Source organism: Bradyrhizobium sp. DOA9, assembly GCF_000617845.2.
Taxonomy (GTDB): Bacteria; Pseudomonadota; Alphaproteobacteria; order Rhizobiales; family Xanthobacteraceae; genus Bradyrhizobium.
In genome coordinates this window covers 1,292,635-1,304,999 of sequence record NZ_DF820425.1, presented here as the reverse complement: position 1 = coordinate 1,304,999, position 12,365 = coordinate 1,292,635, and the positions used below count along the sequence as shown (strand labels likewise).

The following is a 12,365-nucleotide window of genomic DNA, read 5'->3' as shown; positions in this document are numbered from 1 at the left end:
CGCTCCGAATCACAAAATGAACCGGCTCAGATCCGCGTTCTTGGCGAGGTCGCCGATGTGCTTTTGCACGTAAGCCGCATCGAGACGGACGGTCTCGCCGTTGCGGTCGGGGGCGGTGAAGGAGATCTCGTCCAGCACCCGCTCCATCACGGTCTGCAGCCGCCTTGCGCCGATGTTCTCGACCGTCGAGTTGACGGCAACCGCAATGTCGGCCAGCGCGTCGATGGCATCGTCGGTGATGTCGAGGGTCACGCCCTCGGTCTGCATCAGGGCGACATATTGCTTGATCAGCGAGGCCTCGGGCTCGGTGAGGATGCGGCGCATGTCGTCGCGGGTCAGCGCCTGCAATTCGACGCGGATCGGCAGGCGGCCCTGCAATTCCGGCAACAGGTCGGACGGCTTGGCGACGTGGAAGGCGCCGGAGGCGATGAACAGGATGTGGTCGGTCTTGACCGCGCCGTGCTTGGTCGAGACCGTGGTGCCTTCGATCAGCGGCAGGAGATCGCGCTGCACGCCCTCGCGCGAGACGTCGCCGCCGACGCGGCCGTCGCGGGCGCAGATCTTGTCGATCTCGTCGAGGAACACGATGCCGTTGTTCTCGACCGCGCTGATCGCCTCCAGCGTCAGCTGCTCGGTGTCCAGCAGCTTGTCGGATTCCTCGTTGACGAGGATCTCGTGCGAGCTCTCCACCGTCAGCCGGCGCGTCTTGCTGCGGCCGCCGAGCTTGCCGAAAATATCGCCGATCGAGATCGCGCCCATCTGCGCGCCCGGCATGCCCGGGATTTCGAACATCGGCATGCCGCCGCCGGAGGACTGCGTCTCGATCTCGATTTCCTTGTCGTTCAATTCGCCGGCGCGCAGCTTCTTGCGGAAGGATTCCCGCGTCGCCGAGCCTGCATTGGCGCCGACCAGCGCATCGAGCACACGCTCCTCGGCGGCAAGCTGGGCGCGCGCCTGCACGTCCTTGCGCTTCCGCTCGCGCACCTGGGCGATCGCGACCTCGACGAGATCGCGGATGATCTGCTCGACGTCGCGGCCGACATAGCCGACCTCGGTGAACTTGGTCGCCTCCACCTTCAGGAACGGCGCATTCGCGAGTTTTGCCAATCGCCGCGCGATCTCGGTTTTGCCGACGCCGGTGGGGCCGATCATCAGGATGTTCTTCGGCAGCACCTCCTCGCGCAAGGAGCCGGTGAGCTGCTGCCGGCGCCAGCGGTTGCGCAGCGCGATCGAGACGGCGCGCTTGGCGTCGCCCTGGCCGACGATGAAACGGTCGAGTTCGGAAACGATTTCGCGGGGGGAGAAGTCTGTCATGTCTGCTTAGCTAGGGCGGCAGGCGGCCAAGGACAAGCCGCATTTTGGGTCAGATGATCGGCGGGCCGGATTGCCATTGCTTCACGGCCTCGACCGGATGGATCAGCATCAGGATGTTGAGCGTCAGATTGTCGCGAATGTGGAGCGCCAGCACGATCTCGAAGGCGATGCCGAGCAGCACGGTCGCGCTCACGGGCAGCGCGCGTGCGACCAGGAACCCGAGGATCATGGCCAGATTGTCCGAGACCGAATTGAGGATGCTGTCGCCGTAATAATCCAGCGAGATGGTGCCGGCGCGGTAGCGCTCGATGATGAAGGGCGAGTTCTCGACGATCTCCCAGGCGCCTTCGATCAGCATCGCGATGATCAGCCGTGCCGGCCAGGAGAGAGGGAACGGCAATCGTGCGAACAGCAGCCAGGTCAGGCCGTAGAACAGGAAGCCGTGCAGCACGTGCGAGAACGTGTACCAGTCGGCGATCTGCTGGGAATTCTCCGAGCTGTTGACCACGCCGTGCCACAGCTTGATGGTGCCGCAGGCGCAGATCGGCACCCGCCCCATCGCAAGCAGGATCGCCGCCTGCAGCGCCAACAGCGACAGCGCGATGCCGACCCAGGCGAGCGGCGGGAATGTGGCCTTGGCGGCGGGCGTTGCGGCGAGCGTCATGGGTCTCGGATCATCAGGAGTGCGGGACCGTCGGGCGTGACGATCTCGCGCTGCGGCACGAAACCAGCTTTCTCATAGGCACGAATGGCTCGGGCATTGGCAGGACTCGGGTCTATCACAATGCGCGGCACACCGCGCGCGAAGAGTTCGTCGATGAAGGCGCGGATGAAAGCCGATCCGTGCCCGCATCCGAGCATATCAGCCTCGCCGATGAACTGATCGAGGCCGCGAGTGCCGACGGGCTGCGGACCGAAGCTGACATGCCAATCGCCGAGCCGGTAGCACTGCAGGTAGGCCAAGGGCCGGTCATTGTGGTCAACGATGAACTGCGCCAGGTCGGGATGGTCGAGGTCGCCGCCGACGAATTCCAGCGTCTCGGGATCATGCCACCACTCGGCGACATGCGGGGCGTCCAGCCAGCGCCGGATCAGCGGCATGTCGGCCATGGTCATCGGGCGGAAGGTGTAGGCTGGCGCCATCACCTACCCCGTCGCGAGGCTCTCGATCGTCACATTCCGGTTGGTGTAGACGCAGATGTCCGCGGCGATGTCCAGCGACCGTCGGACGATGGTCTCGGCGTCCTTGTCGGTGTCGAGCAGGGCCCGGGCCGCCGCCAGCGCGTAATTGCCGCCGGAGCCGATCGCCATCACGCCGGCCTCGGGCTCGAGCACGTCGCCGGTGCCCGTCAGCACCAGGGAGACGTCCTTGTCGGCCACGATCATCATGGCCTCCAGCCGGCGCAGGTAACGGTCGGTGCGCCAGTCCTTGGCGAGCTCCACCGCGGCCCGGGTCAGCTGCCCCGGATATTGCTCGAGCTTGGATTCCAGCCGCTCGAACAGCGTAAAGGCGTCGGCAGTGGCGCCGGCAAAGCCGCCGATGACGTCGCCCTTGCCGAGCTTGCGGACCTTCTTGGCGTTGGACTTGATCACAGTCTGGCCGATCGAGACCTGGCCGTCGCCGCCGACCACCACCTTGCCGCCCTTGCGGACCGTCAAAATCGTGGTGCCGTGCCAGCCCGGCGAGCTCTTCTGGGAATCCTGCATGAATGATCCTCGTTGTCCGGCCTGATTTAGGCGGTCGGGGCAAAGGGGACAACCGGGGCACAACGGGCCGTTCCGGGCCGAATTTCGCTCACCATAGGCAGAAGTAGAGGCCCGGCCGGCCGTTCCCGCAGTAGCGAAGGTGTCATTTGGCTGTTAAGAGACTGGCGTTTTCGGCTCCCTAGCTAGGATGAAAGCCAGCTTTCAATGCGCACCGCGACGATCAAGCGCAAGACCAAGGAAACCGACATCGAGGTCTCCGTGAACCTCGATGGCACCGGCGTGGCCAATATCGCGACCGGCATCGGCTTTTTCGACCATATGCTCGATCTCCTCGCCCGCCATTCCCGCATCGACCTCACGGTCAAGGCGGTGGGCGACCTGCACATTGATTATCACCATACCACCGAAGACACCGGCATCGCGCTTGGCCAGGCGGTCAGGCAGGCGCTCGGCAACATGGCGGGCATCGCCCGCTATGCCGGCGTGCACATGCCCATGGACGAGACGCTGACGCGCGTCGTCATCGACATCTCGGGCCGCCCCTTCCTGGTGTTCAAGGCCGCCTTCCCGCGCGACAAGATCGGCGAGTTCGACACCGAGCTGGTGCGCGAGTGGTTCCAGGCCTTCGCCATCAACGCCGGCGTGACTCTCCACGTCGAGACCCTATATGGCGATAACAGCCATCATATCGCCGAGTCCTGCTTCAAGGGTCTGGCGCGGGCGCTGCGCACCGCCGTCGCGATCGATCCGAAGGCGGCGGGCGAGATCCCGTCCACCAAGGGCTCGCTCGGCGGCTGACATCTCCGTCTTGCGGCGAACGCTGCTGGCGGCATCACTGAATTCTCGAGAACGGGGCATCACCATGCCTGTCTACACAGTTCACGCTCCCTCACCCGCCGGAGCCGATCTGCGCGCGACCGACAAGTTCGTGCTCGTGCGCGACGGCTTCCATTTCTGGGCGATGATCTTCGGTCCGTTCTGGCTGTTGTGGAATCGGCTGTGGCTGGCGCTGATCGGCTATCTGATCTTCGTGGTCGCGTTCAACACGGGGCTGTCGAGCCTCGGCGTCGGGCGCTCCTCGATCTTCTTCGCCGATTGCATCGTCGCGCTGCTGATGGGCCTCGAGGCCTCGAGCCTGCGCCGCTGGACCTTGTCGCGCGGCAAGTGGCGGCAGCTCGACGTCGTCGTCGCCGACGACAGCGATACTGCGGAGCGCCGCTTCTTCGAGCGCTGGAGTCAGAAGCAGAACGGCATCGTCAATGATCAATGGGCCATCGATCGCGGCGGTCCGCCGCCGACCCGGGGCGTGCCGGGCCAGCCATTCTCGAACCCGCCGCCGCTTCCGGCCGGCGGCATCATTGGATTGTTTCCAGAACCGGGAGGGTCAAGATGAGCGTCGCCATCATCGATTACGGTTCCGGCAATCTGCACTCCGCCGCCAAGGCATTCGAGCGCGCCGCGCGCAGCCTGGAGAGCCCGCAAAAGGTCTTCGTCACCAGCGACCCCGATCAGGCTTACGAGGCCGACCGCCTGGTGCTGCCGGGCGTCGGTGCCTTCGCCGATTGCCGGCGTGGACTGGATGCCGTCAACGGCATGGTCGAGGCGATCACCGAAGCGGTCCGCGTCAAGGCGCGGCCGTTCTTCGGCATCTGCGTCGGCATGCAGCTGATGGCGAGCCGCGGCAAGGAACACGTCATCACCGAAGGCCTGAACTGGATCGGCGGCGACGTCGAGAAGATCACGCCGCGCGATGAAAGCCTGAAGATCCCGCACATGGGCTGGAATACGCTGGAGGTGCTCAAGGAGCATCCGGTGCTGGACAAGCTGCCGCTCGGCCCGAAGGGCCAGCACGCTTACTTCGTGCACTCCTATCATCTCAATCCCGCCAGCGAGGCGGACGTGCTCGCGCGCGCCGATTACGGCGGGCCCGTCACCGCGATCGTCGCGAAGGACACCGCCATCGGCACGCAGTTTCACCCCGAGAAGAGCCAGCGTTTCGGCTTGGCCCTGATCTCGAACTTCTTGCGATGGAAACCGTGATTCTCTTTCCCGCGATCGACCTCAAGAATGGCCAGTGCGTGCGCCTCGAGCAAGGCGACATGGCGCGCGCGACGGTGTTCAACCTCAATCCGGCTGCGCAGGCGCAGAGCTTTGCCGAGCAGGGTTTTGAATATCTCCACGTCGTCGACCTCGACGGCGCCTTTGCCGGCAAGCCGGTGAATGCCGACGCCGTCGAGGCGATGCTGAAGACGATCAAGATTCCGGTACAACTCGGCGGCGGCATCCGCGATCTCAAGACGGTCGAAGCCTGGCTCGACAAGGGCATCACCCGCGTCATCATCGGCACCGCCGCGGTGCGTGATCCTGAATTGGTGAAGTCTGCGGCGAAGAAGTTTCCCGGCCGCGTCGCGGTCGGGCTTGATGCGCGCGACGGCAAGGTCGCGGTTGAAGGCTGGGCCGAGACGTCGCAGGTCACGGCGCTGGAGATCGCAGAGCGGTTCGAGGATGCCGGCGTTGCCGCCATCATCTTCACCGATATCGCGCGCGACGGCCTGCTCAAGGGCTTGAACCTGGAGGCGACCATCGCGCTGGCCGATGCCATCTCCATTCCGGTGATCGCCTCCGGCGGCCTCGCCTCGATCGAGGACGTGAAAGCCATGCTGACGCCACGCGCGAAAAAGCTGGCCGGCGCGATCGCGGGCCGCGCGCTTTACGACGGCCGGCTCGATCCGGCTGCGGCCCTCACCTTGATCCGCGACGCGCGCAGGAGCTGACCCATGTTCAAGGTACGCGTGATCCCCTGCCTCGACGTCAAGGACGGCCGCGTCGTCAAGGGCGTCAACTTCGTCGATCTCAGGGATGCCGGCGATCCCGTGGAAGCCGCGATCGCCTATGACGCCGCCGGCGCCGACGAGCTCACCTTCCTCGACATTACCGCGACCCACGAGAACCGCGGCATCATGCTGGACGTGGTCCGGCGCACGGCGGAAGCCTGCTTCATGCCTGTCACCGTCGGCGGCGGCGTGCGCGAGGTGGGCGACATCAAGACGCTGCTGCGCGCCGGCGCCGACAAGGTGTCGATCAACAGCGCCGCGGTGTCGCGGCGCGAGTTCGTCAAGGAAGCTGCCGAAAAATTCGGCGAGCAGTGCGTGGTGGTCGCGATCGACGCCAAGCGCGTCAAGCGTCCGGGCGGTGACCGCTGGGAGATCTTCACCCATGGCGGCCGCAACTCGACCGGCATCGACGCGATCGAATATGCCCAGGAGGTCGTTTCGCTCGGCGCCGGCGAGATCCTGCTGACCTCGATGGACCGCGACGGCACGAGGCAGGGATTCGACATTCCGCTGACCCGCGCGATCGCCGACAGCGTTCCCGTTCCCGTGATCGCCTCGGGCGGCGTCGGCAATCTCGACCATCTCGTCGACGGTATTCGCGACGGGCACGCCACCGCCGTGCTGGCCGCCTCGATCTTCCATTTCGGGGAATTCACCATTCGCGAGGCCAAGGAGCACATGGCGCGGCGCGGGCTGCCGATGCGCCTGGATGCCTGACGACTCCGGTCCGTAACGATGCTACATTGGCGGATAGCGATGGCCGCCATGGTCCAATCTGTCGCCAAGCGTGTTTCCGAGTGTGTCCGATGCCGCGTTTCACGATCCATGATCTGGCCGAAACCATCGACGCCCGCGCGGCGGCCGGCGGCGAAGCGTCCTATACCCGCAAGCTGCTCGACAAAGGCCCCGAGCATTGCGCCAAGAAGTTCGGCGAGGAAGCAGTCGAAACCGTAATCGCTGCAGTCGAAAACGATCGCGCGCATCTGATCGCTGAAAGTGCCGACCTGCTCTATCATTTCCTTGTGCTGCTGAAGGCGCGCGGCATAAAGCTGGAAGAGGTCGAGGCCGCGCTGGACAAGCGGACCTCGATGTCGGGGCTGGAAGAGAAGGCGTCGCGCAAGGGCGGCTAAAGCATGATCCGGACCCGAAGGGCCGCGCTAGCGCAAAGTGCGAAGCGGTTTTCCGGAAAGATCATGCGTCAACAACAAACTAAAGCGCGATGACGAAATCTCATCGCGCTTTGGGCAAGGGCGAACAGATCGCAACGGAAAGGCGGCGTCATGGATATCCGCGCACCCGAGCAGCAGTACAATCCCTACCGCATCTATACGCGCGAGCAATGGGCGCGACTGCGCGACGATACGCCGATGACGCTGGAGCCGGGCGAGTTCGACCGGTTGCGCTCGCTGCACGACCGCCTCGACCTGCAGGAGGTCGAGGACATCTACCTGCCACTGTCGCGCCTGTTGTCGATCTACGTCGATGCGATGCAGCGGCTGTATTACGCGGAGCGCCAGTTCCTCAACATCCGCGACCGCAAGGTGCCCTATATCATCGGCGTCGCCGGTTCGGTCGCGGTCGGGAAATCCACCACGGCCCGCGTGCTCCAGGCGCTCTTGGCGCGCTGGTCGCCGCGGCCGAAGGTCGAGCTGATCACGACGGACGGATTCCTCTATCCCAACGCGGTGCTCGAGCGTCAGGGCCTCATGCAGAAGAAGGGGTTCCCGGAGAGCTATGACCTGCCGCTGCTGCTCAGCTTCCTCTCCGACATCAAGTCCGGCCGCGGCCACGTGCGGGCGCCGGTCTATTCACATCTGACCTACGACATCGTGCCGGGCCAGTGGGCCGAGGTCGACCAGCCAGACATCCTGATCGTCGAAGGCGTCAACGTGCTGCAGACCGGCAAGCTGCCGCGCGACGGCAAGGCGGTGCCCGTGGTCTCCGACTTCTTCGATTTCTCGGTCTATATCGACGCCGACGAAGCGGCGCTGCGGCAATGGTACATCAAGCGCTTTCTGGCGCTGCGCGATACCGCATTCACCAATCCGAAATCCTACTTCAACCGCTACGCGCTTTTGTCGGACGAGGAGGCCACCGCCACCGCGGTCGCGATCTGGGAACGCACCAACCTCGCCAATCTCGAGGATAACATCCTGCCGACCCGCCCCCGCGCGACGCTGATCCTGAAGAAGGGGGCCGACCACACGGTGGAGAGCGTTGCGCTCAGGCGGCTGTAGCAGAGCCGGGCAACTGAGCCGGTCGCAAATTTCTGAGCTGAGTACCTTTTGATGCAGACTAACTAAGGGTATTCCGTTATGGCCTTCCAAACGTGAGGGGCCATGGTTGATCGTCTCAGAAGCGCAGCAGAGCATCTTGAAGCGCCGACATGTCCGGACTGCCACGTCGAGATGAGGTGGTATCGCTCGGAATTGCTCGCGGACGAGCCGGACCCGGTCATCGCCCATCTTTTTGTGTGCCCGCACTGCAAGCGCGCCGCCCGGACAGACACGGTCTTCAAGGGCGCCCAGGGACCGCCCGGTCGACTTTCGGCGCCGCGATTCTTCGCACACGCGGCATAACGTCGTTGCCGATCTCGAGCTTGCTCCCCGGCGATGTCGCAGGGCATTGCCAGCGCTGCAAATGCGTACTTAGGCGGCGGTACAACAGTACCATCATGGGAACCAGTATGTTGCTCATCCGTTGAGCCATTCCGCCGTCCACTCGCCCCTGAGGATCCGAATGAATCGAACACCGCTTGACGAGCTCGACGACGGTCGTCGTCTCGAGTTGCTCGTCAACGCGATCGTCGATTACGCCATCTTCATGCTCGATACCGACGGAATCGTGCGGAGCTGGAACGCAGGCGCCGAGCGTCTCAAGGGCTATTCCGCAGCCGAAATCGTCGGCCAGTCATTCTCAGGGTTCTACACCCCGGAGGATCGTGCCGCGGGCCTGCCCGAGAAAGCGCTGGCGACGGCGCGTGAAAGCGGGCGCTTCCATTCCGAGGGCTGGCGGGTGCGCAAGGACGGCAGTCGGTTCTGGGCCCTCGTCGTCCTCGACGCGATCAGGGACGAGCAGGGTCGCCTGATCGGCTTTGCCAAGGTGACGCGGGACATCACCGAGCGGCAGCAAGCGCACGCCGAACTGCTCGAGAGCGAGCGACGCTATCGCCGGTTGATCGAGGCCGTGATCGACTATGCCATTTTCCAGCTCGATCCGCACGGCAACGTCGCGACCTGGAATCCAGGAGCTCAGCGCATCAAAGGCTATGCTCCGGATGAGATCATCGGGCAGCACTTCAGCCGGTTCTACACGCCGGAAGATCTCGCAAGCGGAGTCGCCAAACGGGCATTGGCGGAAGCTCGCGAGCACGGCCGCTTCGAAGCCGAAGGCTGGCGGTTACGAAAGGATGGAACGCGCTTCTGGGCGTCCGTCATCATCGATCGAATCGTGGGAGAGGCAGGCGAGATCATCGGTTTCGCCAAGGTCACGCGCGATCTCACCGAACGCAAGCGCGCGCAGGACGAGCTCAAGCAGGTTCAGGAGCAACTGCTTGCCTCGCAGAAGCTCGAGGCCGTCGGGCAGCTGAGCGGCGGCATCGCGCATGATTTCAACAACCTCCTCATGATCGTGCTGGGCAACATCGAGACCGCGGAGCGCAATGCCCGCCAATTGGCCGGCAGCGGCAATCTCCAGCGTGCTCTCGGCCACGCCAAGCGTGGTGCCCAGAGAGCTGCGGCGCTGACCAGCCGCTTGCTTGCCTTCTCGCGCCGCCAGGCTCTTGATCCGAAGCCGATCAACGTCAACAACTTCCTAAACGGCGTGCAGGACTTCCTGCAGCGCACACTCGGCGAGCGGGTCGAAGTTGAAACCGTCGGCAGCGCCGGCCTGTGGCAGATCGAGGCCGACGCAAACCATCTGGAGTCGGCGATCATCAATCTCGCCATCAACGCGCGCGACGCCATGCCGGACGGCGGCAAGCTCACTGTCGAGGCCGTGAACGTCTCGGCCGACGATGACTACAGCCGCATCAATCCCGAGCTGTCGCCAGGTCAGTACGTCGCGATTTGTGTGACCGACACGGGAATCGGAATGTCGAGCGAGGTGCTCGATCACGCGTTCGAGCCCTTCTTCACGACGAAAGAGCCGGGGCATGGCACGGGGCTCGGTCTCAGCCAGGTCTACGGCTTCGTCAAGCAATCCGGCGGGCACGTGAAGATCTACAGCGAGGTCGGTCACGGCACCAGCATCAAGATGTATTTCCCCCGCTACCTCGGCACGAGCCAAGCGGCTGCCAACGAGCCGGAGGGCGTGCTGCCCGAAGGCGAGAAGGTGGAGACGATTCTCGTTGTCGAGGATGATTCCGACCTCAGGACCTATGTGTGCGATGTCCTGCGCGACCTCAATTACCGCGTCCTGTCCGCACCGAGCGCTCAAGGCGCTCTGACCATTCTGCTCCAGGAGGAGCCGAGAGTGGATCTGCTTCTGACCGACGTCGTCATGCCCGGAATCAATGGTCGCGAGCTCGGAAGACGGGCGCAGCAGATTCGGCCGGGACTGAAGACTCTCTACATGACGGGATACTCCAGGAACGCCGTGGTCCATCAGGGCCGACTGGATGAAGGCGTCGATGTTCTCGAAAAGCCCGTTTCGCAGGCGAAGCTGGCGCTGCGTGTGCGCGAGATCCTGGACCGGCCGGCCAAGGGATGACGGTTACTTTCGGACCTCATCTCGCGCCTCCCCGACGACGAAGATGTGCCACGTCGTCAGAAACATCGCGGCGACGAGCGGGCCGATGACGAAGCCGTTCGCTCCGAACGTCGCTAGGCCGCCCAGGGTGGCAAGCAGCACGACATAGCTCGGCATCTGGATCGACTGGCCGACCAGGATCGGGCGGAGAAAATTATCGGCAAGGCCGATCACGAAGGTGCCGAAAGCGAGCAGGATGAGTCCCTTCGTGACCGAACCTGCAACAAGCAGGTAAAGCGCAACCGGAACCCAGACCAGCGCGGAGCCGAGCACCGGCAGCAGCGAGAGCAGCGCCATGAGGGCGCCGGCCAATAGCGGCGCCGTCAGGCCGAGCAGCCAGAAGATGAGCCCGCCGAGCGCCCCCTGAATCAAGGCGACGAGAACGATCCCCTTGATCGTTCCACGAACCGCCAGGGTGAAGACATCGAGAATTTCGGCGGTGTGGCTCGGGCGCAGCGGGAGCGCCTCGCGAATGCGGGCATTGAGCTCGTCGCCGTCGCGCAGCAGGAAGAACAGCAGGTACAGCATCACGAGCAGGCTTGCGACGAACTCCAGCGTCACCTGACCGATGTTGATCGCGTGGCCGGCCAGCTGCTGCCCGGCAGGGACGACCAGACCCGACAGGCGTTCCCTCAGGGACGAAAGGTCGATGCTGGCGAGTCGGTCCCCGAGCGATGCGGCCCAGGCAGGCAGCGCGGATTTCAGCTGTTGCAGGGGATGAGTGAGGCTGATCTCCCCGCTCTGAACGCTCTTGTACAGCTCTCCGCCCTGGTCGATGAGCGAAGCGATCACGATCGCCACGGGGATCAGGACCATGACGATCACCACGACGACGGTGATGAGGGCAGCAAGGTTGTGCTTTTCGGGCAGGGATTCCAGGACCCGTCGATAGAACGGGGCGAAGATGATGGCCAGCAGCGTGGCCCACAACACGGCACCGGAGAACGGCCACAGCACCCAGGCGAAGGCAAGGGAGATCGCGCCGAGCAGGATGAGGAATGAACGGTCTTCCGATGTTCTCACGTGTTCGCCAGCTCTTCATTCGTTCGCCAGACGTCGTCCGTAGCACAACATCGTGGCGGAGCGGCAGTCCGGGCCGGTTTTCCGGTCCCTCATTTGCCCGCTTTCGCGATCCAATCCGCAAGCTTGATGCGCCCTGCGAAGGTGGCCGGGCCCGAGCTGCCGGCCTTGTAGACGAAGGATTCGCCTTCCCCGACGTCGCCGGCCTCCTTGCCGAAGGCATCGGCGATGTTGGTCTTGTGGGTGACCAGGAATGTGTTGGTGCCGGCGTTCGGCGGCGCATCGACGAGCTGGCGCACGGCCTGCCCGGCCCTGGCATTGGCGCCGGTCGGGTTCGCCATTCCCGATGCGCTGGCGTTGCTGCTGTCGGTCAGCGCGTCGACCGGCTTGACCTCGCGGCCGGAGATCAGCTTGCCGGCCTCGACCGCGCGGTTGAGCCGGCTGGTGTAGACGTCGCCGATCGGGATCGCGAGGTCCTTGATCGCCGTCCCGATCTGGCGCGCCGCCTCCCTGCCCTTCTCGCTGAGCTGACGCTGGGCGCTCATGTCGTCGAACTTGAAGGGATAGACGTCCTTCTGGCTGTCGTCGGTGGCGGTGTGACGGAAGATAAGGACGTAGCCGCCCTGCTTGAGCGACGAGATGAGGTCCGGTGTATCGGCTGCTGCGTGCCGGAAGCTTCCGGCGAGGAGGACAATGAGGGCGAGGCGGCAAAGCACGTTCATGCGCAAGATCCTCTGTTGC

14 protein-coding genes are annotated in these 12,365 nt (G+C 64.4%); 8 read left to right on the top strand and 6 right to left on the bottom strand.

The genetic code is table 11. The features are described from left to right. Positions 1-9: 9 nt before the first annotated feature. From hslU to hslV, 4 genes are read right to left on the bottom strand one after another with little or no spacing between them, the layout of a single operon-like run. Positions 10-1,314: an ATP-dependent protease ATPase subunit HslU gene (hslU, locus tag BDOA9_RS06045; protein ID WP_025033050.1), complete on the bottom strand. Its 1,305-nt coding sequence runs from the start codon at positions 1,312-1,314 to the stop codon at positions 10-12. A gap of 49 nt (positions 1,315-1,363) precedes the next feature. Beyond that, positions 1,364-1,978: a DUF2585 domain-containing protein gene (locus BDOA9_RS06040; RefSeq protein WP_025033049.1), complete on the bottom strand. Its 615-nt coding sequence runs from the start codon at positions 1,976-1,978 to the stop codon at positions 1,364-1,366. Then, positions 1,975-2,457, bottom strand: a complete 483-nt coding sequence (locus tag BDOA9_RS06035; RefSeq protein ID WP_025033048.1) for a GNAT family N-acetyltransferase — start codon at positions 2,455-2,457, stop codon at positions 1,975-1,977. Before BDOA9_RS06035 ends, BDOA9_RS06040 begins: the two co-directional genes overlap by 4 nt. A gap of 3 nt (positions 2,458-2,460) precedes the next feature. Then, a complete protein-coding gene (gene hslV, locus BDOA9_RS06030; RefSeq protein ID WP_025033047.1) occupies positions 2,461-3,021 on the bottom strand; it encodes an ATP-dependent protease subunit HslV in 561 nt (186 codons plus the stop codon). Positions 3,022-3,225: 204 nt separating this feature from the next. Here hslV and hisB point away from each other — a divergent pair, with 204 nt between their 5' ends. The 8 genes from hisB to BDOA9_RS05990 all read left to right on the top strand — a co-directional run bounded on the left by hisB (position 3,226) and on the right by BDOA9_RS05990 (position 10,565). Further along, positions 3,226-3,819, top strand: a complete 594-nt coding sequence (hisB, locus tag BDOA9_RS06025; RefSeq protein ID WP_025033046.1) for an imidazoleglycerol-phosphate dehydratase HisB — start codon at positions 3,226-3,228, stop codon at positions 3,817-3,819. 64 nt (positions 3,820-3,883) lie between these two features. After that, positions 3,884-4,414: a DUF2628 domain-containing protein gene (locus BDOA9_RS06020; protein WP_025033045.1), complete on the top strand. Its 531-nt coding sequence runs from the start codon at positions 3,884-3,886 to the stop codon at positions 4,412-4,414. Then, positions 4,411-5,061: an imidazole glycerol phosphate synthase subunit HisH gene (hisH, locus tag BDOA9_RS06015; RefSeq protein ID WP_025033044.1), complete on the top strand. Its 651-nt coding sequence runs from the start codon at positions 4,411-4,413 to the stop codon at positions 5,059-5,061. The genes BDOA9_RS06020 and hisH overlap by 4 nt, the downstream gene beginning before the upstream one ends. Next, positions 5,058-5,795, top strand: coding sequence for a 1-(5-phosphoribosyl)-5-[(5-phosphoribosylamino)methylideneamino]imidazole-4-carboxamide isomerase (gene hisA / locus BDOA9_RS06010; RefSeq protein WP_025033043.1), 738 nt, complete (start codon positions 5,058-5,060; stop codon positions 5,793-5,795). Before hisH ends, hisA begins: the two co-directional genes overlap by 4 nt. Positions 5,796-5,798: 3 nt before the next feature. Then, positions 5,799-6,572, top strand: coding sequence for an imidazole glycerol phosphate synthase subunit HisF (gene hisF / locus BDOA9_RS06005; RefSeq protein WP_025033042.1), 774 nt, complete (start codon positions 5,799-5,801; stop codon positions 6,570-6,572). An 89-nt stretch (positions 6,573-6,661) separates the two neighbouring features. Further along, the gene (locus BDOA9_RS06000) at positions 6,662-6,985 is read left to right on the top strand and encodes a phosphoribosyl-ATP diphosphatase (protein WP_025033041.1); all 324 of its coding nucleotides are present in this window, start codon (positions 6,662-6,664) and stop codon (positions 6,983-6,985) included. 150 nt (positions 6,986-7,135) lie between these two features. Beyond that, positions 7,136-8,092 (top strand): type I pantothenate kinase, encoded by a 957-nt coding sequence (coaA, locus tag BDOA9_RS05995; protein ID WP_025033040.1) that lies wholly within the window; start codon positions 7,136-7,138, stop codon positions 8,090-8,092. A gap of 502 nt (positions 8,093-8,594) precedes the next feature. Further along, positions 8,595-10,565, top strand: coding sequence for a hybrid sensor histidine kinase/response regulator (locus tag BDOA9_RS05990; RefSeq protein ID WP_042335545.1), 1,971 nt, complete (start codon positions 8,595-8,597; stop codon positions 10,563-10,565). A gap of 3 nt (positions 10,566-10,568) precedes the next feature. Here the strand turns inward: BDOA9_RS05990 and BDOA9_RS05985 are convergent, their stop codons facing one another. Together BDOA9_RS05985 and BDOA9_RS05980 are read right to left on the bottom strand one after the other, a co-directional pair. Beyond that, positions 10,569-11,537, bottom strand: a complete 969-nt coding sequence (locus tag BDOA9_RS05985) for an AI-2E family transporter (RefSeq protein ID WP_340162404.1) — start codon at positions 11,535-11,537, stop codon at positions 10,569-10,571. Positions 11,538-11,716: 179 nt separating this feature from the next. Further along, entirely contained in the window at positions 11,717-12,346 is a 630-nt protein-coding gene (locus tag BDOA9_RS05980) for a histidine phosphatase family protein (protein WP_025033037.1), read from the bottom strand. Positions 12,347-12,365 lie beyond the last annotated feature (19 nt).

Coding starts and splice junctions, on each gene's coding strand:
- hslU (WP_025033050.1), bottom strand. CDS start 1,314: ATGACAGACTTCTCCCCCCGCGAAATCGTTTCCGAACTCGACCGTTTC.
- BDOA9_RS06040 (WP_025033049.1), bottom strand. CDS start 1,978: ATGACGCTCGCCGCAACGCCCGCCGCCAAGGCCACATTCCCGCCGCTC.
- BDOA9_RS06035 (WP_025033048.1), bottom strand. CDS start 2,457: ATGGCGCCAGCCTACACCTTCCGCCCGATGACCATGGCCGACATGCCG.
- hslV (WP_025033047.1), bottom strand. CDS start 3,021: ATGCAGGATTCCCAGAAGAGCTCGCCGGGCTGGCACGGCACCACGATT.
- hisB (WP_025033046.1), top strand. CDS start 3,226: ATGCGCACCGCGACGATCAAGCGCAAGACCAAGGAAACCGACATCGAG.
- BDOA9_RS06020 (WP_025033045.1), top strand. CDS start 3,884: ATGCCTGTCTACACAGTTCACGCTCCCTCACCCGCCGGAGCCGATCTG.
- hisH (WP_025033044.1), top strand. CDS start 4,411: ATGAGCGTCGCCATCATCGATTACGGTTCCGGCAATCTGCACTCCGCC.
- hisF (WP_025033042.1), top strand. CDS start 5,799: ATGTTCAAGGTACGCGTGATCCCCTGCCTCGACGTCAAGGACGGCCGC.
- BDOA9_RS06000 (WP_025033041.1), top strand. CDS start 6,662: ATGCCGCGTTTCACGATCCATGATCTGGCCGAAACCATCGACGCCCGC.
- coaA (WP_025033040.1), top strand. CDS start 7,136: ATGGATATCCGCGCACCCGAGCAGCAGTACAATCCCTACCGCATCTAT.
- BDOA9_RS05990 (WP_042335545.1), top strand. CDS start 8,595: ATGAATCGAACACCGCTTGACGAGCTCGACGACGGTCGTCGTCTCGAG.
- BDOA9_RS05980 (WP_025033037.1), bottom strand. CDS start 12,346: ATGAACGTGCTTTGCCGCCTCGCCCTCATTGTCCTCCTCGCCGGAAGC.